21 protein-coding genes are annotated in these 23,005 nt (G+C 63.6%); 17 read left to right on the top strand and 4 right to left on the bottom strand.

Going from position 1 to position 23,005, the window contains the following annotated elements; all coding sequences use genetic code 11:
• Positions 1 to 143: 143 nt before the first annotated feature.
• Positions 144 to 875: a M61 family metallopeptidase gene (locus AC1DR6_RS21010; protein WP_476831212.1), complete on the bottom strand. Its 732-nt coding sequence runs from the start codon at positions 873 to 875 to the stop codon at positions 144 to 146.
• Positions 876 to 1,160: 285 nt separating this feature from the next.
• Positions 1,161 to 2,072, bottom strand: a complete 912-nt coding sequence (locus AC1DR6_RS21005) for a LysR family transcriptional regulator (protein WP_476831211.1) — start codon at positions 2,070 to 2,072, stop codon at positions 1,161 to 1,163.
• Positions 2,073 to 2,297: 225 nt separating this feature from the next.
• Here AC1DR6_RS21005 and AC1DR6_RS21000 point away from each other — a divergent pair, with 225 nt between their 5' ends.
• Positions 2,298 to 3,008, top strand: coding sequence for an NAD(P)H-dependent oxidoreductase (locus AC1DR6_RS21000; protein ID WP_476831210.1), 711 nt, complete (start codon positions 2,298 to 2,300; stop codon positions 3,006 to 3,008).
• Between the two features lie 84 nt (positions 3,009 to 3,092).
• On the opposite strand, the gene AC1DR6_RS20995 is transcribed toward AC1DR6_RS21000, so the two are convergent.
• The gene (locus AC1DR6_RS20995; RefSeq protein WP_476831209.1) at positions 3,093 to 3,248 is read right to left on the bottom strand and encodes a VOC family protein; all 156 of its coding nucleotides are present in this window, start codon (positions 3,246 to 3,248) and stop codon (positions 3,093 to 3,095) included.
• A 380-nt stretch (positions 3,249 to 3,628) separates the two neighbouring features.
• On the opposite strand from AC1DR6_RS20995, the gene AC1DR6_RS20990 reads away from it, so the two are divergent.
• From AC1DR6_RS20990 to AC1DR6_RS20945, 10 genes are all read left to right on the top strand, one after another.
• On the top strand, positions 3,629 to 4,654 hold the full coding sequence (locus AC1DR6_RS20990) for a GlxA family transcriptional regulator (RefSeq protein ID WP_476831208.1): 1,026 nt from the start codon (positions 3,629 to 3,631) through the stop codon (positions 4,652 to 4,654).
• Positions 4,655 to 4,995: 341 nt separating this feature from the next.
• Complete coding sequence (locus AC1DR6_RS20985; protein WP_476831207.1) at positions 4,996 to 6,567, top strand: ABC transporter substrate-binding protein; 1,572 nt, start codon at positions 4,996 to 4,998, stop codon at positions 6,565 to 6,567.
• Between the two features lie 38 nt (positions 6,568 to 6,605).
• Complete coding sequence (locus AC1DR6_RS20980) at positions 6,606 to 7,568, top strand: ABC transporter permease (RefSeq protein WP_476831206.1); 963 nt, start codon at positions 6,606 to 6,608, stop codon at positions 7,566 to 7,568.
• Positions 7,565 to 8,383, top strand: coding sequence for an ABC transporter permease (locus AC1DR6_RS20975; protein WP_476831205.1), 819 nt, complete (start codon positions 7,565 to 7,567; stop codon positions 8,381 to 8,383). Before AC1DR6_RS20980 ends, AC1DR6_RS20975 begins: the two co-directional genes overlap by 4 nt.
• A gap of 7 nt (positions 8,384 to 8,390) precedes the next feature.
• Positions 8,391 to 10,112, top strand: a complete 1,722-nt coding sequence (locus tag AC1DR6_RS20970) for an ABC transporter ATP-binding protein (RefSeq protein WP_476831204.1) — start codon at positions 8,391 to 8,393, stop codon at positions 10,110 to 10,112.
• A gap of 32 nt (positions 10,113 to 10,144) precedes the next feature.
• A complete protein-coding gene (locus AC1DR6_RS20965; protein ID WP_476831203.1) occupies positions 10,145 to 11,695 on the top strand; it encodes an FAD-dependent oxidoreductase in 1,551 nt (516 codons plus the stop codon).
• A complete protein-coding gene (locus AC1DR6_RS20960) occupies positions 11,695 to 12,681 on the top strand; it encodes an ornithine cyclodeaminase family protein (protein WP_476831237.1) in 987 nt (328 codons plus the stop codon). The genes AC1DR6_RS20965 and AC1DR6_RS20960 overlap by 1 nt, the downstream gene beginning before the upstream one ends.
• Position 12,682: 1 nt before the next feature.
• Positions 12,683 to 14,704, top strand: a complete 2,022-nt coding sequence (locus tag AC1DR6_RS20955; protein WP_476831202.1) for an oxidoreductase — start codon at positions 12,683 to 12,685, stop codon at positions 14,702 to 14,704.
• A 9-nt stretch (positions 14,705 to 14,713) separates the two neighbouring features.
• On the top strand, positions 14,714 to 15,883 hold the full coding sequence (locus tag AC1DR6_RS20950; RefSeq protein WP_476831201.1) for a mandelate racemase/muconate lactonizing enzyme family protein: 1,170 nt from the start codon (positions 14,714 to 14,716) through the stop codon (positions 15,881 to 15,883).
• Between the two features lie 44 nt (positions 15,884 to 15,927).
• The gene (locus tag AC1DR6_RS20945) at positions 15,928 to 16,176 is read left to right on the top strand and encodes a hypothetical protein (RefSeq protein ID WP_476831200.1); all 249 of its coding nucleotides are present in this window, start codon (positions 15,928 to 15,930) and stop codon (positions 16,174 to 16,176) included.
• A gap of 75 nt (positions 16,177 to 16,251) precedes the next feature.
• Here AC1DR6_RS20945 and AC1DR6_RS20940 read toward each other — a convergent pair whose 3' ends face one another.
• Positions 16,252 to 17,004 (bottom strand): GntR family transcriptional regulator, encoded by a 753-nt coding sequence (locus tag AC1DR6_RS20940; RefSeq protein ID WP_476831199.1) that lies wholly within the window; start codon positions 17,002 to 17,004, stop codon positions 16,252 to 16,254.
• 110 nt (positions 17,005 to 17,114) lie between these two features.
• Between AC1DR6_RS20940 and AC1DR6_RS20935 the strand changes: the two genes are divergently transcribed.
• The 6 genes from AC1DR6_RS20935 (at position 17,115) to AC1DR6_RS20910 (ending at position 22,906) form a co-directional block, all read left to right on the top strand.
• Entirely contained in the window at positions 17,115 to 18,461 is a 1,347-nt protein-coding gene (locus AC1DR6_RS20935) for an NAD(P)/FAD-dependent oxidoreductase (RefSeq protein WP_476831198.1), read from the top strand.
• Positions 18,462 to 18,512: 51 nt separating this feature from the next.
• Complete coding sequence (locus tag AC1DR6_RS20930) at positions 18,513 to 19,286, top strand: transporter substrate-binding domain-containing protein (protein WP_476831197.1); 774 nt, start codon at positions 18,513 to 18,515, stop codon at positions 19,284 to 19,286.
• Positions 19,287 to 19,337: 51 nt separating this feature from the next.
• On the top strand, positions 19,338 to 20,057 hold the full coding sequence (locus tag AC1DR6_RS20925) for an ABC transporter permease (protein ID WP_476831196.1): 720 nt from the start codon (positions 19,338 to 19,340) through the stop codon (positions 20,055 to 20,057).
• Position 20,058: 1 nt separating this feature from the next.
• A complete protein-coding gene (locus AC1DR6_RS20920) occupies positions 20,059 to 20,751 on the top strand; it encodes an ABC transporter permease (protein WP_476831195.1) in 693 nt (230 codons plus the stop codon).
• A 105-nt stretch (positions 20,752 to 20,856) separates the two neighbouring features.
• Positions 20,857 to 21,981: an NAD(P)/FAD-dependent oxidoreductase gene (locus AC1DR6_RS20915; protein ID WP_476831236.1), complete on the top strand. Its 1,125-nt coding sequence runs from the start codon at positions 20,857 to 20,859 to the stop codon at positions 21,979 to 21,981.
• A gap of 61 nt (positions 21,982 to 22,042) precedes the next feature.
• Positions 22,043 to 22,906 (top strand): aldo/keto reductase, encoded by an 864-nt coding sequence (locus AC1DR6_RS20910; protein ID WP_476831194.1) that lies wholly within the window; start codon positions 22,043 to 22,045, stop codon positions 22,904 to 22,906.
• Positions 22,907 to 23,005 lie beyond the last annotated feature (99 nt).

Raw genomic sequence — 23,005 nt, 5'->3', positions numbered from 1 at the left:
CGCTCCACCCCGGCAGATTCTCGCTGCCCCCTCTCCTCCGGCTGTTCCGCACGAGCTCGGGAGCGATGGCGAGGGCCATCGCCCTACTGGCGATTTGAAGAAGGAAGAGAGACATGACGATCCAATATATCCCGCTGAACGATCTAGTCCCGAGCGCCCGCAACCTGCGCAAGGTCAGCCCCCATCGCGTCGTCTGGCGCGATAATGGCGTCGTAGTGCCGGAACGGCGCGGGACCGAAAACCAGGGTCGTTTGCCGTACCAGGTCGCGCATCCGCCTCGTCTCGTCCTCGCCGACCGCGAGAACGGCAGGATCGTCGGAGAGAACATCGAGGCTGATCGACGGCTGGCTTCCGTTCGAAAGGAGAATGGTTCGAGCGTGCCGCGCGGCAAGGACAGGAGCATCTACGAGCCGGTCGAGCGGCGTCGTCGCGAACCGTAGGACAGCGGTGTCTGCGTTCGCCCGATCAAGGGAAGTAAAGGGGGTAAGGCCGCCAGGCAGGCGCAGGCCAGCGGTTATCGGAATCGCGGCGGACGACCAGCCGCTGGGATAGAGCAAGACGCGCTGCCAAGGCACTGTAATCATGTCCTCCCGCATCGATCGGTGGTCGGCCAGATATTGGAAGTCTGCGGTGATCGTCCGGGCTCCGTGCCGCACAGGAATGTGGAAGGCGTAGACGTCGAACGGATCGCGGCGCCATTCGACGCGCTTGCCATCCACGCTGACAATCAATCCCGTGAGCGAAGCGACGGGCACAGTCGGCGCATGGCTCGCCGTCTCCCACTGTGGGTAGAAGAGGATGAGATCACCGTCTCCCTGTACCGGAATGACTTCGTGGGTCTTGATAATGCCGTGACGCGTGTCGGTTGCATCCACGTCTAATTCGATGCTTCCCCGAAACGGCCTGCTCGCCAGGGAGCTCGATCGACAAAGCTGCCCGGAGCCGCAGGTGGCTTGCGCGTGCGCGGGGCGTACTGGAAGGCTACCGAGTAGTGCTGCCAGAACGAAGACGATGACGAACAGTGCCGATGAGCGACTGACCCGGGATTGCAGCATCGCTCCTCGCTTTAAGTTCACACCCCCCCTACATACGGGCGTGAGCTAAGCGCATCACAATCGTCGTTCGTTGATACCATTCCTCCGAAACGCCACGGCCTTTTCTCACGAGAATGCTGGGATGCGGAGTCCGCTCGCCAGCATATCCAGAAACAGCCGCACCTTGAGCGAGACGTGCCGGCGCGTCGGATAGACCGCGCTGATCGGGTACGTCTCCGTTGTGTATTGCGGCAAGACCGGCGCTAATCGCCCGGCCGCGAGATCCTCGCCGATTATGAAATCCGGCATGTAGGCCACTCCTTGCCCAAGGCACGCTGCCTCGCGAAGCGCTGCTGCACTGTCGAAAGTCAGGTGCGGCTCGCTGTCGATCAGTCTGGCAACACCGCTGGCGTCGTGAAGATGCCAGCCAAAGGGGCGACCGTGGCTCCCGAATGCCAATCTACGGTGGCTCGGTAGATCATGGTGGGAAAGAAGCGGCGCACTAGCGTCAAGATAGACTGGAGCCGCACACACGATCGCCTTCGATCTGGCTATGACGCGCGTTATGCAACTGCCGTCAGAGGGTACGTTGCCAATCCGAACGGCCAAATCATAGCCGTCGTTCAGGAGATCGACGACGCGATCAGTGAAACTTACTTCCGCTTTCAGGTTGGGCCAGGCCAGAAGATAGCGATGTAAGACGGGAAGGATGCAGGTTCGACCGACCGCATCGGGGACCGTCATTCTCAGCGTGCCAGACGGTTCGGCGTGATCCTGGCGGATCAAGGCCTCGGCTTCGTCGAGCTCGGCCAGTATCTGGCTGCACCGTTCGTAAAAGGCCTGCCCCTCCACCGTCAACCCGAGCCGGCGGGTCGAACGGTGCAATAGGCGGGTGCCCAATTGTTCTTCAAGCCGGGCGATTGCCTTGCCGACCGCGGAGCGTGTCTGGCCGGAGCGTTCGGCGGCCCGGGAGAAGCTTCCATCATCGGCGACGGCGACGAAGACGCGGATCGCAGCGAGATCATTTAATTTGCTCACCGCACGCTCCATTATGGGGACTATTTATCCGCAATCTTAACCAGCAGAATAGTTTATGGCCCCTCTAGGAAACAAAGTCGACACAGCAAGCCGGTTGCGCAGGCGTGATGCTGGAGCGGGCGACGGGCTAGCACGAATGCACGCCCGCCTTTCCAGATGGCCTGGAGAATGATCGCCGGGCCTACGAAGCGACACTGAGCGACATCAAGACCCGAGGATTTGCAGATGCCTACCCCTTATATCGGAGACGATCGGATCGATCACCACGTCGTGCCGACAGCGGGCGAGGCGATGACCGCCAGTCACGCCTTAGGCCAGGAAATCAAGCATGTACTGATCGTAAACGGGGGCGCTCAGCATGCGTTCGCTGCCGGCAGTCTCAACGCCATGCTTGCAGACGTCGCTGGCGACACCGCAGCATCGGCCGGCGCGACATACGAGTTGACCAAGGTTTTCGAACCCTATGATCCGGAAGAAGAGGTCCAGCGATTTCTCCGCGCGGATCTGATCGTGTACCAGATGCCCGCGTGGTGGATGGGGACGCCATGGCCGATGAAGCGCTACATCGACGAGGTGTTTACCACGGGGTACGGGCGCCTGTATGCGCACGACGGCCGCACCCCAGACAACCCCGATGGGGTTTACGGAAGTGGCGGCCTCCTTACAGGCCGGCGCTACCTTATCTCGGCGACGTGGAATGCGCCTGAGAGCGCATTCAGTGCTCCTGGAGGGATGTTCGAGCAACGCGGTGTGGAGGCGTTGTATTTCCCCTTCCACAAAGCGAACCAGATGTTGGGTCTGACGCCCTTTCCGACCCACGTCTTTACGGACGTGATCAAAGACCCGAAGATCGATCGCGACGTCGAGCGGTATCGCAAATACCTCACATCGATCTTCGAAGGCTGTGCCGACGCGGTCGGCCCCTTGCCGCGCTAGCATCCTGCCGGCGTGGTAGTCTCGGCATCATCGCAGCCGAACCAGAGAGCGATGCCGCGACCGAGTTCCTCCGTATCGCCGAGATCAGTCAAGGGGGTGCGAACGGCGAATGGAACAGGCTGTGTGTCGAACGACGGCACCGGGTGGGCTGCTGAGCAACGCTCTGAGCCCCAAGACATCCGTGTAGAAGGCGCGAGCGGCAGCGAGATCTTTCGTTTGGATGCCGATCAAATGGGGCATGACGGGTTTCGTTCTGTGCGCAACATGCTAGTATCAGTGAGGTGATATTGTACAAGGGCCCTGATATGTCAATAGCAGACATTAGGAAGTTCTGGTTAAGGGATAGCAGCACAGGCGCTTAATCTAACAGTGCACCTAGCCCTAGCAGATGTGGAGGCGTCAACTTGCGACCGTCACGAGCGCGGTCTCGCTGGAATGCGGGAGCGCTTGATCTGGGCGCGGTCTCAATCCTGCGGCTCAACGATAGCTTAGCCTGTTGGCAGCTACCATCGATGGAGTGGTTTTCGTTCATTTTCTCGCAGGCGGCCTTCATAATATGAAAGTGATCTGCGCCGGCAGCCTATCAAAATTTGTGCCCGACGCATTTGTGAGAACGCCCGATGTATACGATTGCGTTCCTGCTGTTGCCTGAGTTCTCCCTGCTGGGAGCCGTCTCGGCGACGGAGACGCTGCGAGTTGCGAATTCGCTCTACCCCGAAGCGCCCTTCCGCTCCCTATTCGTGCACGATACGCAAGAGCAGGTCGCGTCGAGTTCCGGGATTGCGCTGCAGGCTGAGATGCATGTCCGCAATCTGAAGGAGTTCGACGCGCTGGTCGTCCTGTCTAGCTTCCGGCATGACAGCTACGAGAATGCCGAGACGCTGAGCCTGATCCGGCGCTTCGATCGGCATGGCAAGATGATCGGCTCGATCGAGAGCGGCGTCTACCACCTCGCCAAGGCCGGCGTGCTGAACGGCCATGTGGCGACGGCGCATTTCAACAACCTGCCAATGTTCGCCGCGCTCTTCCCGGAGGTTAGCTTCGTCAAGAAGGTCTATACCTGGAGCGAGAAGCGCATGACCTGCGCCGGTGGCGCTGCGGCGACGGACATGATGCTGCATCTCGTCTCCGAGCATCTCGGCAAGGCGGTCGCGGCCCGCGTCGCCAACATCATTATCTTCCCATACCGGCGCGAGATCGGCGCCTATCAGGACGATCTCTTCACCTCGGCCTATAATGGCTTTCCCCAGCCGGTGAGAGAGGCCTGCCGGATGATGGAAGAGGCGATCCACCGGCCTCTGGAGATCGAGGCGATCGCGGAACAGGTCGGGCTCTCGCGCCGGCATCTCGACCGGCTGTTCGAGATCGCCTTCAACTGCTCGACCTTCGACTACTACCGGATGATCCGGCTGGCGCGGGCGCGCAAGCTAGTAAAGGCGACGCGGATCGAACTCACGGCCATAGCGATGCGCTGTGGCTTCCGCTCCTATCCGCGCTTCCTCGAACGCTATCGTGAGGCCTATGGCGTCCCTCCCTCGGAAGATAGGGCCTCGGAGCTGCCGCAGCCGACGCAGCCGGATCGGGTCTCGCCACTGACGGACCTGCACCCCTATCAGGCGCAGCTCGACCCCAAGCGCATGGTTTAAGGCGCGACGCGACCATCAAGCCGTGTTGGAGCGACGTCAACTGGTGGCTTCCGTATCGGGCGTCCATAGCGGGAACTTTGAATGTCCAGGGCGAGAGTATCAGCAATCTCTACTTTTCCTAAAGATCATTTGATAATGATTTGGACGAAATCAATATTCGCTCCGTGAATACTGATTTAATAAGCTTAAATCCCGTCTTTCCCGATTTATCGTGCTGCGCGCATGGTAAATACTTCGCCAGTGAGCCGCCTGCGCTTTTCCGGCCTGATTTTTGGTCAAGAGTACTGAAACAACACGAGATGCGAGCGTCAAAGACGCCGTCAAACAAGAGGGTGAGCGGAATGGCAGACGGTTCGACGATGGCCGGCAGCTCCTTGCCGGCAAACGGATTGACGCGGCGCGCCTTCAGCGCGGGCCTGCTGACGACGGGCGTGATCGCGGGGGCCGGTCGCGGCATGGCTCAGGGCGCGCCGAAGCGCGGCGGCACGGTCAGGCTGGCGCTGTTCCAGCAATCGACCGGCGATACCTTCGATTCCGCCCGCTATGACAAGGGCAACGACTATATTCGCGGCACCAGCGTCTACAGCTATCTGACCCGCATGGACGAGAAGGGCGACGCGCAGCCCGAGGTCGCGGAGTCCTGGGAGGCCAATAAGGAAGCGACGCGCTGGGTCTTCTCGATCCGCAAGGGCATCAGCTTCTCGGACGGTGCACCGCTCGCCACCGACGATATCATCTTCTCGATCCTGCGGCATCGCGAGGACAAGGTCGCCTCGACGGCCAAGCAGCTTATTTCCAACATCACCGCGTTGACCGCGGACGGGCCCAGCAAGATCGTCTTCGATCTGGCCCAGCCTGATGTCGATTTCCCGATCCTGGTCGGCATCTTCCAGTTCGCCCTGGTCAAGAACGGCACCTATGACTTCGCCAAGCCGATCGGCACCGGCGCCTTCACGGTCAGGGAGTTCCAGCCCGGCATCCGCACCGTGCTGGTTCGCAACCCGAACTTCTGGAAACAGGGCCAGCCCTATATCGACCAGTTCGAGATGTTCCCGATTCCCGACGCCTCGGCGCGCGCCAATGCGCTGCTCTCGGGCGATGTCGACATGATCCTGGAGCTACGCGGCAACGGCATCGAGCAGGTCGCGAAGTCGAGCAATGCCGAGGTCTTCGTCACGCCGAGCACGCGCTACACGGCAATCCAGGCGGCGGTCGACCGCGCGCCTTCCAACAACATCGATCTGGCGCTTGGCCTGTCGTATCTGATAGACCGCAAGCGCGTGCTCGACACGGTGCTGCGCGGCTATGGCACCATCGCGAACGATCATCCGATCGGCCCGGCGAGCCCCTACTTCAATTCGGCGCTACCGCAGCGCGAGCTCGATATCGACAAGGCTAAGTTCCATTTCGGCAAGGCCGGCATCGGCCAGAGCCCGGTTGAGCTCTCGATGGGCGACGGCGTGCTCTACAGCGTCGACATCGGTCAGCTGATGCAGCGCGAGGCAATGCGCGCCGGCCTCAACCTGCAGATCAAGCGCGAGCCGGCCGAGAGCTACTGGACGGCAGTGGCGGGCAAGCGCCCGTTCTTCGCCACCAATTTCCACCCCCGCCCGACCTACAACATGCTGCTCAATCTGAGCTGGAAGAAGGGCGCGGTCTGGAACTTCTCACATTACGAGAACGAGCGGCTCGAAAAGCTGATCGACATGACCCGCGCCGAATTCGACCTTGCCAAGCGCAAGGAACAATATGGCGAGATCCAGACGATCATCCATAACTCGGGGGCGATCATGATCCCGACTTTCCTCAGTTACGTCGACGGCGTCTCGAAGAAGATCAAGGGCTTGACGCCGCTGCCGATCGGAAGCCTCGGCGGGTTTAATTTCACCGACCGAATCTGGCTCGACGCCTGATCTTGGTGCGCGATCGGATCCGAGCGGAGTAGCAGAGCGTGGCTCAATTCATCCTGTGGCGGCTGCTGGCCACGCTGCTGCTGCTCTTTATCGTTTCGCTTCTCGTGTTTTGGGCCTGCGAAATCCTGCCGGGTGACGTCGCGCAGGTCGCGCTCGGCCAATACGCGACGCCGGAGAACGTGCGCGCGCTGCGGCTCGAGATGGGACTGAACCTGCCACCCTGGCAGCGCTATCTCACCTGGCTCTTCGGCGCCATGCAGGGCGATTGGGGCCGTTCGCTGGTGACGAAGTCTGCAGTCACGGGCCTGCTCTCGGAGCGTGTCGCGAACACCGCACTGCTTGCCGGCATCACGACGCTGATCGCGGTGCCGCTTGCGGTCTTCCTCGGCGTCGTCATGGCGATGTGGAACGGGCGGTCGCTCGACCGCGGCGCCTCCGTCGTGGTCCTGGCATTGTCCGCAACGCCGGAATTTCTGCTGGCGACGCTTCTGGTGCTGCTGTTTGCGGTCAATCTCGGCTGGTTACCGGCAGTTGCCTATCTCTCGACCGGCGCCGGCTTCGGCCAGACGGCCCGCGCGCTCCTCCTGCCGACGGCGAGCCTCGTTGTCGTCGTCACCGCACAGATCGCCCGCATGACCCGCGCCATCCTCGGCAACACCCTGACCCAGCCCTATATCGAAATGGCGATCCTAAAGGGCGTGCCCGGGCGACGGGTTGTTGCGCGCCATGCGTTGCGCAACGCGGTCGGGCCGATCGCCAATGTCGTGGCGCTGAACACCGCCTATCTGGTCAGCGGCATCGTCGTGGTCGAGACTATCTTCGCCTATCCCGGCCTCGCCCGGCTGATGATCGACTCGGTGCAGTCGCGCGACCTGCCGGTGGTGCAGGCCTGCGCGATGATCTTCTGCGCGACCTATGTGCTGCTGATCCTGTTCGCCGACGTGATGGCGAGGCTGTTCGACCCGCGCGCGTTGCCGCAACGCCCGATGGACGCGATATGAGCGGCGTTGCATCCCGCAGGCCGCTGTCGGCGACGCTGATTATCAGCGCCACGATCCTCGCCGCCTTCGCCCTGATTGCGCTGGTCTCGCTCGTGGCGCTGCCGCAGGATCCGTTCGATTTCGTCTCGGACCAGCCCTTCAGCGCGCCCGTTTCCGGCATCTGGCTGGGCTCCGACTATCTCGGCCGCGACGTGCTCTCGCGGCTGATGGACGGCACGCGCATCACTCTGCTGATGGCACTGACCGCGACGATGCTCGCCCATCTGATCGGCGACACGCTTGGGCTGCTGGCTGCGACGCGGGGCGGTATCGTGGACGCGATCCTCAGCCGCATCGTCGATGTCATCCTCGCCTTGCCGAAGATCATCGTCGGCCTCGTCGTCGTGGCGGCGCTGGGGTCCTCGGTCACCGTCATCATCGGCATCGCGGCGGTGGTCTATTCGGCCGGCGTTTTTCGGATCGCGCGGGCACTCGGCAATGACCTGAAGGAAATGGACTATATCAAGCTGGCGCGGGCGCGCGGCGAGGGCCTCGGCTGGATCCTGTTCGGCGAGATGCTGCCGCATGTGATCAAGCCGCTGGCGACCGATTTCGCGCTCCGCGCCAGCTTCGCCATCCTGTTCATGAGCAGCCTCAGTTTCGTCGGCCTTGGCGTGCAGCCGCCCATGGCCGATTGGGGAGGCATGGCGCGCGAAAATCTCGGCGGGCTCTCGACGAACCCGCTCGCCGCCATCGGTCCCGCGATCGCGATCGCGCTGGTCTCGATCGCCCTCAACATGCTCGTCGATTCACTCGACGGCGATGCGCGGCATTGAGGCAGCCATGTCCGAGACGCACAACACCGATACGCTCAGGCCCAGCCCACAAACAACCGACGGCGTCCTCGCTGTCGCCGACCTGTCCATTGCCACGATCTCGGGTATGACCGTGCTCGACGGTGTCTCACTCGAAGTCCGGCGCGGCGAGGTGGTTGCACTGATCGGGGCTTCCGGTTCCGGCAAAACGACGCTGGCGCTGGCGGCGCTCGGCCACCTGCGGCCGGGGCTTTTGCCGGCCGGCGGCAGCGTCCGGCTGGACGGCATTGATATGCTGAACGCGCCGCAGGCGGTGCTGAACCGGATGCGGGGACAGACCGCCGCTTATATCGCCCAGAGCGCAGCGGCAGCGTTCAATCCGCGGCTGCGGCTCGGTGAGCAGGTCGTCGAATCGGCGCTGCTGCATCGAAGCCAGACACCGCAGCAAGCGCGTGAGCGGGCACAGGCGCTCTTCCGTTACCTCAGCCTGCCGATGCCGGAGCGGATCGGGACCCGATTCCCCTACCAGGTTTCGGGCGGGCAGCTGCAGCGCTTCATGATCGCGATGGGGATGCAGGAGGAACCGCTCCTCCTGGTCTGCGACGAGCCGACCAGCGCGCTCGACGTCACCACCCAGGTCGAAGTGATGCGCCTGCTGAAGCAGGTCATCGCCGACAATCGCACCGCTGCGCTTTTCGTCAGCCACGACCTCGCCGTCGTCGCGCAGATCGCGACCCGTATCGCGGTGATGCGGGCCGGCCAGATCGTCGAGATTGGCGAGACGCAGCAGATCATCGAGAACCCGCGCGAGAATTATACTCGTGAACTGATTGAAGCCTGCCAGCATCTCTCGCTGGGCGCCCTGGCGCGGAGGCCCGCGCTTCCGCCGCAGGATTCAGTGCCGGTATTGGCGGTGACGGGCCTTAATGCCGGCTACGGCAAGGTTGCCGGCGGCCGCCCGCAGATTCCGACCCTGCACGACGTCGACCTCAAGGTTGGCAAAAGCGAGATCGTCGCCGTAATCGGTGAATCCGGTTCGGGTAAGACGACCCTGGCGCGGGTCGTCGCCGGCCTGCATGCGCCGGCATCCGGCAGCGTCGCCTTGAATGGCGAGGTGCTGGCCGGGCTCGACGCGCAGCGCACGGCGGCCCAGCGCCGCCGCATCCAGCTCGCGGTGCAGATGGCCGATACGGCGCTGAACCCGAAGCACAGGCTGCGCCGCATTCTCGGACGTGTGCTGTATTTCTTCCATGGGATGAAGGGGGAGGCTTCGGAAGCCCGGATGCGCGAGCTGCTCGCGATGGTCAGCCTGCCCGAGCACCATCTCGAGCGCTTCCCGACCGAAATCTCCGGCGGCGAAAAGCAGCGCGTCAACCTTGCCCGCGCACTCGCGGCCGAACCCGAAATCCTGATCTGCGACGAGATCACTTCGGCGCTGGACACGATCGTCGCCGGCCAGATCATTGCGCTGGTCAAGCGGCTTCGCGACGAACTCGGCCTGACCATCATCCTCATCAGCCACGACCTCGCTACCGTGGCCTCGATCGCGGATCGCGTCACGGTTCTGCGCCATGGCCGCGTCGTCGAGACCGGCGAGAGCGCCGCCGTGCTGAGCGCTCCAGTCGATCCCTATACCCGCCTGCTCGTCGCCTCGGTGCCGGAGCTGCGTCGGGGCTGGCTCGAAGATGCGGCCGCCATGCGCGCGACACTCGCCACCGAACTCGCATCGGCGCCGCAAGGCGCCGCCTGACCCGTCGATACCAGGCCATCGGAGACAACCAGATGCGCGCTGCCTTTTCCGACCTCGACGGCCGCTCCTTCGACGTCCTCATCGTCGGCGGCGGTGTCGTCGGTGCCAGCTCCGCCCAGCATATCGCCTCGGGCGGGCGGACGACGCTTTTGGTCGACAAAGGCGATTTCGGCTCCGGCACATCGAGCCGCTCGAGCCGGCTGCTTTATTCGGGTTTGGCCTATTTCTCTCCCGATCACGAGCTCTGGCGCTTTGCTTACAGGCCGAAGGATCTGTTCCAGCGCATCCGGATGGCCAAGCTCGCGATGGAGTGCCGAACCGAACTCGCCTCGACGATGCCGGAGCGCGTCAGCCGTCATAACTTCTTCTTCCCCGTTTTCGAGGGTGGCGATTATCCTGGCTGGAAGGTCGATCTTGGCTATCGGGCGCTCGGCCTGTTCGGCTCATCGAAGGTGCCGCTGTCCTATCGCCGGCTGCCGGCGGCCAAGGCGGCGGAGCAGTTCGGCATGGTCGGTCTGATGGATAGCAAACGCCTGACCAGCGTCGCGGTCTTCGAAGAGTACCAGTACCAATGGGCGGAGCGGATCTGCATCGACACGATGCTCGATGCCGAGCGCTGCGGCGCGACGATCCGAAGCTATACCACCGCGACGCAGCTCGATCCGCTGCCCGGCGGCGGCTGGCGCGTGACGCTTGAGGATTCGACCGCGCCGGGCAGGACGGCGACCGTCGAGGCCGGCATGCTGGTCAACACCGCCGGCCCCTGGGCCGACCGGCTGCTGCGCAAGACATCGGGACCTGTGCCGCAGAGGAAGCATCTCGTCGGCATCAAGGGCGTCAACTTGATGGTCAGGCTGCCCGATTCCTGCCGGGGCACTGGCTTCGAGATGATCAGCAGCATCGGACAGCCCTTCTACTGCATGCCCTGGGGGGACCATCACTTCTTCGGCCCGACCGAGACGATCTTCGAGGACGAACCTGGCGAGGTGCGGGTGCTGCCGGAAGAAGCTGAGTTCATCATCGCCGAGGCCAACCGTTCGCTGCCCTCCCTCAACCTGACGACGAAGGACATCGTCTATCGCTGGGCCGGCGTCAGGCCGCGCACGACCAGCGAAACCGCTTCGGGCGTGAAGTCGCTGACGATCCACGACATGGCGGCGGAAGGCATGCCCGACGCCCTGACCGTGACAGGCTGCCCGATCATGACGCATCGCCATGCCGGACGGGTGATCGCGGCGCGTGTCGCGCGGATGGGCAAGGCATCAGGCGCGGCAATGCCGCTGTCCTATGCCGCTAAGGCCTCCCCCGGCGCCAAGGCGCTGTCACCGGAGCGGCTGCGTCATGCGGTCGTGCACGAGCATGTCGAGACGCTGATCGACCTGTTGTTTCGCCGCGTCCCGGTCGGCTGGACGCCGGGGATGGGGCTCGACGATGCACGCCTGGCGGCCGAGACGGTCGCAGATCTGCTCGGCTGGGACGAAGCCCGGATCGGCCATGAGGTCGAAGCCTATCGCCGCTTTGTCGTTGAGAATTTCGAGCCTCGCGCGATGCGCGATGTGGCTTCCGGCGAGGTCGCAGCGTGATGCGCATGGTTGATGCGGAGACCGTCCACCGTCTTCTCGACTGGCAGGGAGCCATCGAGGCAATGCGGCTTGGCCATCTCAAGGACAAGCCGAAGATCGGAAGGCTTGTGCTCGACCAATCGCATGAGGGCGATCATCCCGATATGATGCTGGCCGTGCCGGCGTGGCAGGCGGGCGAGGCGCTCGGCATCAAAGTGGTCACGTCGTTCCCGCGTAATGTCGAAGCCTTCGGGCTGCCGACGGTCGACGCGCTCTATCTCGTCTTCGACCCGCATAACGGCAAGGCGCAGGCCGTGATCGACGGTGAGGCGCTGATTTTCCGCAAGACCGCATCGGATACGGCCCTTGGCGCGAGCTTCCTGGCGCCGCCCAAGGCCCGGCGGATGCTGATGGTCGGGGCGGGCGCGCTGGCGCCTTATGTCATCGAGGCGATGCACGCGATCCGCCCTTCGATTGAGCATATCGTCATCTGGAACCGGACGCCCGAACGCGCTTTGAAGCTGGCGGCGAAGCTGCAGGCTGCGGGCACTCCGGCTGAAGCCTGCCTGGATCTCGACGCCGAGCTGCCCAAAGCCGACATCGTCATCTCCGCGACCATGGCAAGCGAGCCGCTCATCAAGGGCGAGCTGATCGCGCCTGGCGCGCATGTTGGCCTGATCGGCTCGTTCACGCCGCAGATGCGTGAGGGCGACGACGCCCTGCTGCGCCGCGCCGCGATCTTCGTCGACGATTACGCCTGCCTCGAACGCTCGGGCGAGTTCATCGAGCCCCTGAAAAACGGCGTGATCAGCCGCGACGACGTGCGCGGTGACCTGTTCGCGCTGTGCTGTGGCGAGGTCTCGGCGCCAGGCGACGGCAGGCCGACGCTGTTTAAAAACGGCGGCGCCGGCCATCTCGATCTCTTCCTCGCCAGCCATCTGCTGGGGCGCCTCGCTCCGGCAGGTGCCGCTGAGTTCCCTGTTTCAACGCTCCGAAATGAGCCCTGACATGTCCTCCGATCCGTTGCTCCAGCCGCTGATGATCAAGCATCTCACGCTGAAAAACCGCATCATGAGCACCAGCCACGCCATCAGCTATGGCGAGGATGCGATGCCCAAGGAGCGCTACCAGCTTTACCATGAGGAGAAGGCCAAGGGCGGCATCGGGCTGACCATGTTCGGCGGCTCGTCGAACGTTTCGCCCGATTCCGGCTCGGTCTTCGGCCAGCTCAGCGTTGGCAGCGACCGCATCGTGCCGCATTTCCGCGAGTTCTCGGAGCGGGTGCATCGCCACGGCGCGGCGATCATGTGCCAGATCACGCATCTCGGCGGCCGCAGCCACTGGCGCTCGGACAACTGGCTGCCGACCGTCTCGCCCTCGCGCTATCGCGAACCCTCGCATCGCGGCTTCACCAAGGAAATGGACCGGCACGACATCACGCGCATCATCAGGCAATTCGGCGATGCGGCCTGGCGCTGCAAGGAAGGTGGGCTCGATGGCTGTGAGCTGCATGTCCACGGCCATCTCGTCGGCCAGTTCTGGAATCCCCTGGTCAACCGCCGCACCGACGAGTTCGGCGGCTCGCTCGAGAACCGCGCCCGCTTCGGCCTGCTGGTGCTGGAGGAAATCCGCAGCCGGGTCGGGGAGGATTTTCTCGTCGGCGTGCGGATGGCCGTGGGCGAGGGGCATGAGGAGGGCATGCCCGGGGCAGAATATCTCGAGATGGCAAAGCTGATCGAGCGCTCAGGCCTGATCGACTTCTTCAACCTTACCTTCGGCCGCATCGACACCGAGGTCGGCCTTGCCGACTACATGCCAGGCATGCATGTCGGCCTCGCGCCGCAGCTGGCGCCCGTCGCAGCGGTGAAGACGCAATTGTCGCTGCCGGTCTTCCATGCGGCGCGGATCACCGATCTTGCGACGGCGCGCTATGCCATCCAGGAGGGGCTGGTGTCGCTGGTCGGGATGACGCGCGCCCATATCGCCGACCCGCATATCGTCAACAAGCTTGCCCGCGGAGAGGAGAAGCAGATCCGCCCCTGCGTCGGAGCGACCTATTGCTCATGGCAGCGGCGTTGCATCCACAACGTCTCGATCGGGCGCGAGGCGACGCTGCCGCATCTGATCGCCAAGGCCGAGACGAAGCGCCGCGTCGTCATCGTCGGAGCGGGCCCCGGCGGGCTCGAGGCCGCGCGGATCTGCGCCGAGCGCGGCCATGAGGTGATCGTGCACGAGGCTGCCTCGCGGGCCGGCGGGCAGGTCCTGCTTGCGGCGCGCATCCCGCGTCGGCGCGACCTGATCGGCATCGTCGACTGGCGGGTCGCCGAAGCCGAGCGTCTCGGCGTCGTCTTCCACTTCAACAGCTATGCCGACGCCGGCACCATTGCGGCGGAAAACGCCGATGTTGTGATCATCGCGACCGGCGGCCTGCCGGACAAGATGGAGGACGAGGTCGCGGGCGCCGAACTCGCCGAGACGGTCTGGGAGATGCTGGAGACGCCGCGAGTCTCGCAAGGCACGGTGCTGCTCTATGACGGGCTTGGCACCATTACCGGCGCGGCCAGTGCCGAGATGCTGGCCGATCAGGGCGCGCAGCTCGTCTATGTCACGCCCGACAAGCAGGCCGGCATCGAGACCAGCTACCTCGACCGACCCTTCATCATGCGCGAGCTCTATCGCGCCGGCACCGTCCTGCACCCGGACCGCCGGCTGACGCGGATCACCCGTAACGGCAACCGGCTCGATGCGACCTTCGTCAACGAATACACCGAGGTCGAGGAGACGATGTCCTGCGACCGGATGGTGATCGAGCGAGGCACCATACCTATGGACGAGCTCTATCACGAGATGCGAGCGGATGCCGTGAATGACGGCGTCACCGACCTCGATGCCCTCGTCGCCGGCGGGCGCCAGTCGCTCTCGCTCAATCCCGACGGGCGCTACGAACTCCACCGCATCGGCGACGCGATCTCGTCCCGCGACATCCATGCAGCGATGCTGGATGCGATGCGGCTCTGCAAGGACATCTGAGAAAACGACATGAAGATTACGTCGGCACGGATCTATCTGATCGAGAGCGGCGGCATTCGCCCCGTCATCCTCGAACTGGAGACTGACGAGGGTATCATTGGCCTTGGCGAGGCCTGCATTGCCTATGGCATCGGCGGCACGGCCTCGGCCGGGATGCTGAAGGACATCATCGAGCGCTACATGATGGGCGGGATCGATCCGTTTCGCATTGAGCAACTCTGGACGGAGATTTACGATCACGGCTTCTGGGCCAAGGGCGGCGGGCCGATCGTCTATGCCGCGATGAGCGCAATCGAGCAGGCGATGCTCGACATCAAGGCGCGTAGCCTCAACATCCCGGTTTATGAGCTGCTCGGCGGGCGCGTTCAGGACAGCCTGCGGACCTATTGCAATGGCTGGTATTTCGGTTGCACGCAGGACAGCCAGCTGCCGGATGCGGCGGCCAAGGCGGTCAAAGACGGCTACGACGCGCTGAAGTTCTATCCCTTCGTCTCGATCCTGCCTGAAGGCAGGCTGCGCCACCCGTCCTTGCGCGCCGCCAGCGACCGCGGCGTCGTCAAGCGCGCGGTCGAGACCGTGGGCCAAATCCGCCGCGCCGTCGGCCCCGATGTCGAGATCATGCTCGATCTCTCGGCCGGGCTGACCGTCGACGACACGATCCGCTTCTGCCGCGAGGTGGAGGAGTTTGACATCACCTATGTCGAGGAGCCCGCGGTGCCCGGCGATGTCGGCGCGCTGGTCAAGATTTCGCAGAACATCTCGCAGCGCATTGCCGTCGGCGAGCGGGTCTATTCGCGCTACGGGTTCCGCGACATCCTCGAAAGCCGCGCCGTCGATATTCTTCAGCCGGACATCGGAAACACCGGCGGCCTGCTGGAGGCGCGTAAGATCGCGGCGATGGCCGAGGCCTACAGCATGAAGGTGCAGCCCCATATCTGCGCCAGCGCGCTTTCGACAGCGGTCGGGATGCATTTCAGCGCCTCGATCCCGAATTTCTATATCCAGGAGCATTTCCCTTACTGGGCGCGAATTCCCGGACATGTCGAGGTGCTGGAAAATCCGATCGAGGCTTCGGTCAGGGGCGGCGTCATCCCGGTCAGCGACGCGCCGGGCTTCGGCGTCAACCTCCGCCGCGCTGCGCTCGACAACTCGATCTGGGGCGAATATGCGCTGACCTGATAGCGGTCAAAGCTTCCGAGTCCTTCCCACGAAGCAGGATCAACATGTTCATCGCGCTAAAAATCAAGGCGAAATCTGTCTATCACGGCTATGACGAAGAGGGGAAACTCATCGTCGAGCCAGTCAGCTCCGCTGGGTTCGTCGAGAAGCTGATCAAGATCGACCGGATTCTGTCGTTCACCGAGGACTACATCTTCATAGAGTGCCCACACGACACCGTGCAGACTTGGGAGTACGAGGGCACCCTCGCCGACATAAAGGCTAAGCTTACGTCGATTTCCGCACTTGTCTGACGGTCAAAGCTGAGCTCGCTACGATCGATCCCATCAGGCGTCGGCGCGTTTAACCAAGATGTCGGCGTCTCACGCTCAACCAGAGGCTTCCTGATCGGAGACAATTGTCTCAAACATCTCGGCATGCTGCGCGACCAGGATGGGCATGGCATCGAGCAGTTTCGTCGTGTGATGCCGTGTCAGCCGCTCGGCTTGATCGGCATCGCCCGATGCGATGGCATCAAGGATCGCCTCGTGCTCGCCGATGTTGACGCTGTAGAGATTGGCGTAGCTTGGGTCCCGGGCATGCGCCCTGCGTAGCTTAAGATAGCGGATCCTGTCGATCTGAACGCGGTGGTCGTCGACGATCTTCCAGGCCAACTCGAATCCGGCAGCGGCCATGACCAGATGATGGAACTCGTCGTCCAGCCGCATGAAGCCGTCGATCTCGTTGTTCTCCGCCGCCGTCTTTTGCAGGGCGACGCAATAACGCAGCTCCTTGAGCGCTGCAGGCCGCGCCTGGGCGCTGGCGCGGCGCGCCGCCGCGCATTCCAGGGCCTCCCTGACGAAGCAGGCGGCCTCGACCGCCGCCGTCGATATTTTCTGAACCTGTGTCGCCTTCTGTGGCAGCGACCGGATCAGTCCGGTGTCGCGCAATTGAAGCAAGGCGTTGCGGACCGGATGACGGCTTAAGCCGAAGGCGTTGGCGATGTCTTGTTCCGAGAGCCGCTCTCCGGGAGCGATGTCAAGCCGGACAACAGCATCCCGGATGACGCGAAGGAGCTGGCTGGCAGCGGTTTCCCCATTGGTCAGTGGGAATCGGACTGCAAGCTGCTGCAGCGTCGTCATGCATTGTCCCCGTTTTCGTCTCGCGAAATCGCCTGACCGCCTCGTTGACATGAAAACGTCATCATGCGCAACTGGGCCACTAGTCGCCTAGTAGCCCAGAAATCGGTCCGATGTCGCCTCCTCTCCAAAAAGTTCCGTCTAGTTCGCAGATCCCCAAAACCGCTGACGTTGTCGTCATTGGTGGTGGCATCGTCGGCGTCAGCACTGCGTTCTTCCTGGCTCGCAAGGGCATCTCGGTCGTGCTCTGCGAAAAGGGCGAAATCGGGGGCGAGCAGTCGAGCCGGAATTGGGGTTGGTGCCGGACCTTGAGCCGCGATCCGCGCGAGTTGCCACTGGCGATGGAGAGTCTTCGGATCTGGCGCCAGATCAACGAACTAATCGGCCGTGAAACCGGTTTCCGGCAATGCGGCATCCTTTCGCTCTGCGCCACCGAGGCAGAGATGGCTGACGCGCGGCGAGCGGATGACGAAGGCAGGCTGTACCAGTCCGACGCTCGCATGATCGGTCTCGACGAGCTTCGCGGGCTGGTCCCAGGAACGGAGAAGCCTTGGCTCGGCGCTCATTTCGCCCCAAGCGATGGGCGCGCCGAGCCTGCCCTTGCGGCCCCTGCCATCGCGGAAGGCGCGCGTGACCTCGGCGCTCACATCCTGACAAATTGCGCGGTGCGAGGTGTCGAGACAAAAGCAGGCGCCGTTTCCGGAGTGGTCACCGAGAAAGGTCCAATCGCCTGCAAATCGGTCGTGCTCGCCGGCGGCGTCTGGTCGCGGCTGATGTGCCACAGCTTGGGCATCCGCCTGCCGCAGCTCAATGTGCAAGGCAATGTCATGCGTACGGCCCCGATCGAGGGCGGCCCCGAAGTCTCCGTCCGCGGCCGGGGCTTTGGCCTGCGCAAGCGCCTCGACGGCGGCTACAACATCGCGTACGGGCTTTCCAACGAAGCCCAGATCGTGCCGGACAGCTTCCGCTATCTGTTCGATTTTCTGCCGCGCCTGATGATTGAGCGGAAGTCGGTCAGGCTTCGCATCGGCAAGTGGTTCCTGCAGGAGGCGCTGGACGCGCGCAGCTGGTCGATGGATGGCGTGTCTCCGTTCGAGCGCACCCGCATCCTCGATCCACAGGTCATCCAATCGGACATGGACGCCGCCCTGCGCAATCTGCGTGCGGCCTTCCCAGTCTTCGACAAGGCCGAGATCGTGGAATCCTGGGGCGGGCTGATCGATGCCACGCCAGATGCCGTTCCGGTCATCTCCGGCGTCGATGAACTGCCGGGCTTCTTTCTCAGCACAGGCTATTCGGGCCACGGCTTCGGCATCGGGCCAGGCGCCGGGCGCCTCACTGCCGACCTCGTGACGGGCGCTGCTCCCGTCGTCGATCCGGCGCCCTTCTCTTTCAATCGATTGCGCAAGGGCTCGAAGCCCCTGCTCAAACAGGACCTGCGACGACTCCCGCTGCAATAGCGGGTGCCGACGGCAGGCCTCCGTCACAGTGAAAAACGAGGGGAATATGACGTGGTGAAAGCACTGACGAGATTACTCGCGGTTCTCGCGCTGCTGGCCGCAGCGCCGACGGCGTTCGCGCAGGAGACGCTGCGCTGGGGCTACAATGCAGCCCCGTTCCCGCCCTGGACCAACAAGAGCCCGGCGGGCGACTGGTTCGGCTTCGACATCGATATCATGAACGCGCTCTGCCGCGAGATGAAGGCCAAGTGCGAGATCGTCCCCGTCGCCTGGGACGGCATCATCCCCGCTCTGCAGGCCAACAAGATCGACATCATCTGGTCCGGCATGTCGATGACCGAAGAGCGCGAGAAGGTGGTCGACTTCACCGATCGTTACCGGCGCGGGCCTGCCGCCTTCATTGCGCCCAAGGCGCTGAAGGTCGAGATCACCGCCGCCGGTCTCAAGGACAAGATCGTCGCCGTGACCAAGGCGACCAATTTCCAGCGCTATCTGGAGCATTATTACGGCAGCGCCGCTAAGGTGAAGCTCTACGACACCCTCGACGACGCCACCGCCGACCTCGTTGCCGGTCGTAACGACGTCGTCATGGGCGATATCCTCCAGCTGACGCTGTTCATGAAGAACGTTCCCGGCCAGCCCTACGAGATCAAGGGCATCACCCCCGTCGATCCCATCCTCGGGCGCGGCGCCGGCGCCGGCGTCCGCAAAGGCGACACCGTGCTTCGCGACCGTCTCAACGGGGCGCTGACCGCGATCCGCAAGAGCGGCGAATACCAGACGATCGCCAAAAAGTACTTTGAGCACGACCCCTACGGCGAGTGACCCTCGGCGGCGAGTCGGCCCCGCCGACTCGCCCGCAACATGGCGGCTGGCATGCAGTTCGATCTCGCGACATTTCTGCCCCTGATAGGGTTCGGGCCGACCGGCTGGGGCGGCCAGCTTCTGCGCGGCGCCCTGACGACGATCGAGATATCACTCGCGTCCTATGTGCTCGGCCTGATGCTGGGTCTGGTCGGGTGCTGGGCCAAGCTCTCGGGCAGCCTGCTCGCGGAAAAGGCGGCCGAACTCTACACCACGCTCGTGCGGGCCATTCCCGCGCTGCTGCTGATCATCCTGCTCTACTATTCGGGCACAGCCCTGTTCGATGCAGCGATGGGGCTCATCGGCCTCAAGGGTCGCATCACGCTCAGCGGCTTCGCCACGGTCGTTTTCGCGCTCGGCTTCATCAAGGGCGCCTATATGACCGAGGTTTTCCGGGGAGCCATGGTAGCGATCCCGAAGGGCATCCACGAGGCCGGCCGGGCGCTGGCGGTGCCGCCCTGGACGCGCTTCCGCCTGGTGACCTTTCCCCTCATGCTGCGCATTGCGCTGCCCGGACTGGGGAACCTCTGGCAATCGGCGCTGAAGGACTCGGCGCTCGTCAGCGTGGTCGGGTTCGAGGAATTGCTGAACGTCGGCAAGATCGCAGCAAGCCAGACGAAATTCTATCTCAGCTTCTTCCTGCTCGTCGCGGCGATGTTCCTTGTCATTTCGCTCATCTCGAACCTTTTCATCGCGCAGCTGGAACGGCGCCTGAACCGGGGTTTTGCCTGAGATGGACCTGACCTTCTTCGTCGCGATGGTGCCGCAACTGGTCGACGGGTTCTGGACCACGCTCAGCCTGTGGCTGTTCTCCCTCATCGCGGGAATGATCGGCGCCGTCGTCGTTGCCCTGCTGCGGATGTCGCCGTCGCTCTGGCTGAGAGCGCCTGCAAAGGGGTTCCTGACGGTGATCAGGGGTACGCCGCTGCTGATACAAGTCTACATCCTCTATTACGGTTTCGGGAACCTGTTCGCGCAGGTTCCGTCGATCCGCTACAGCCCGTTCTGGCCGGTCCTGCGCGAGGGCTACTGGTATGCCTGGGCGGCGTTGACGATCAGCTTCGCGGCCTATGGCGGCGAGATCCTGCGAGGCGGCATCGCCGGCGTGCCGAAAGGCGAGATCGAGGCGGCGCGCTCGCTCGGGCTCCGTAACTGGATGACCTCTCTTCTTATCGTGCTGCCGCGTGCACTCCGCATCAGCCTGCCGGCGCTCGGCGGGCAGAACATCATTCTCCTCAAATCGACCGTGCTCGCATCCACGATCACCGTGATGGATCTACTCGGGATGGCAAACTACATCCGGATGCAGACGTTCAAAGTCTATGAGCCGCTGCTGGCCGTTACGATCGTCTTCGTCATCCTGACCTGGATCTCCGCCCGCTTCGTGGCCTGGCTCGAGCGTCGCTACAGCTACGGCGCGAGGTAGAGCTCGCCGCAGGCCCGCCTCAAGCGCTCAAGCCATCCAACAACCATGCTGCCCGGCGACGGCTCGTGCTGCCAACAGCCTTCACTATCAAAGAGGTCACGACGTATGGAAACCGGTTCGCAACACCCCAGGATTGTCGTCATCGGCGCCGGCATTTTCGGCAGTTCGGCCGCGCTCCATCTCGCTCGTCTCGGCACGCGCGTGACGCTCGTCACCGAAGCCCGACCGGCGAGCGGCGCCTCGGGGCGTTCCCTCTCCTGGCTCAACTCCGCCCGTCTGCGGTCGCCCGAATATCACGAGCTGCGCATGATCGGGCTCGAACGCTACCGTGCCTTGGCCAAGCGGCATCCCGGCGCGCCGTGGTTGCGGTTCGATGGTGGCCTGACCTGGGATGCGGATAGCGAGGCGAATGGGATCGCCAAGGTCTTCGCCCATGAAGAGAACATCGGCTATCCGGCCCGGTTTCTCTTCGCCGATCAGATCGCCGCCGCCACACCAGGCATCGACACGCGCGCGGTGCCACCCCAAGGAGCGATTTTCAACCCGGACGAGGGATGGGTCGATCTGCCGTCCTTGATCGACGTGCTTCTTGCCGAGTTCAAGGAACGCGGCGGCCATCTCGTCCTGAATGCGGGCGAAGCGTCGGTCGTTGTGAGCGGCGCGCGCGTGACGGGTGTAGCCACCCGGCAAGGCCCGACTCTCGCTGCCGACGCGGTCCTGCTCGCCACCGGCCCGGCGGTGCCGAAGATCGTCACCCAGGTCGGGGTCCGCATTCCCGACGCCACGCCGATCGGCCTGCTCGTGCGGACGAAGCCGGTCGACGTCTCTCTGCGTGCCGTCCTGAATACACCGCGTGCAGCCATCCGCCCCGCTCTCGGGGGCACGCTGGTCATCGACTCCGGCTGGTCGGAGCGGGAGGTCGTTGTCCATCCCGACGACAGCTATGAGGCGAAGGACTCGACGGTCCAGGGCCTGTTACGTGAGGCATCGGCGGTTCTCGAAGGCAACCCGAAGCTAGAGCTGGCCTCCATCGGCCTCGGTCCAAAGCCCATTCCCGAAGGCGGTGAGCCCGTTTTCGGGCGACTTGGCGAGATTGAGGGCTATCACGTGGCGTTCAGCCATAGCGGGGCTACGCTCGGGTTGATCGCCGGCGAATTGCTCGCCGCGGAAATCATAACCGGCGAGCAGAGCCCGCTCCTCGCAACCTTCCGCCCGACCCGCTTCGGATAAGCAGACCGGCCGCAGGCACCGACCGCCAATGCGGCAACACCAGAGACGAGGACGAAACGACATGACCAACCCTGCCTTTGAGACCGTTCGCAAGATTGGTGGCGACATTCCGGTGTCGCGTCTCGGCTACGGAGCGATGCGCCTGACCGGCCAGCCCGGCAACTGGGGCCCATATCCGGATCCAGATGAAGCAAAGGCCGTTCTGCGTCGCGCGGTCGAACTCGGCGTTAATCTCATCGACACGGCCCATGCCTACGGAGCCGGATACAACGAGAGCTTGGTCGCGGAAGCGCTGCAGCCCTATGGCTCCGACCTTCTGATCACCACCAAATGCGGTCTGAGCAAGATGGGACCGGGAATCGCCTATCGGGACGGGCGGCGAAAGGCGATCAGAGCCGGCTGCGAGGCGAGCCTGATCCATCTGCGACTGGAGCGCATCGACCTGATGCAGTTGCATTGGGTCGACGAGGACACGCCTATCGAGGACACGATAGCGGCGCTTGCGGAACTCGTGACGGAAGGCAAAGTCGGGCATATCGGCATCTCGAACGTCACGCTCGACGAACTCAAGCGGGCGCGAGGCGTCGCTCCGATCGCGTCCGTGCAGAACCGCTTCAGCTTTGCCGATCGGTCTCAAATGGAGGTCGTCCGCTACTGCGACGCGGAGGACATCACATTTTTTCCCTATGGCCCTCTCGACGGCAATCCGGCTGCGATCGGTGCTCCACTCTCGCAGCAGGACGGACCCCTGTCGATCGAGGCGCGCAAGCGTGGCTGCACGCCATCGCAGTTCGCGCTCGCCTGGCTGCTGGCCCTCAGCCCCGTCATCATCCCTATTCCCGGAACGCGGTCCATCGCGCATCTGGAAGAGAACGTTTCCTCGCTTCGGGTCTCGCTGACAGCCGAAGAAGCCAAGGCGTTGTAACGCCAACTGCCTGCAGCTGTACAAATATAGCTGAGCGAGATGGAGATAGAGAGCAACGTCCGCTTGCGAGCGCCGCTCCAGCGTCTGCTTGTGGCGCAG

The organism is Allobosea sp. P5_A5 (genome assembly GCF_056400625.1).
This window is presented reverse-complemented; position numbering and strand designations above follow the sequence as displayed.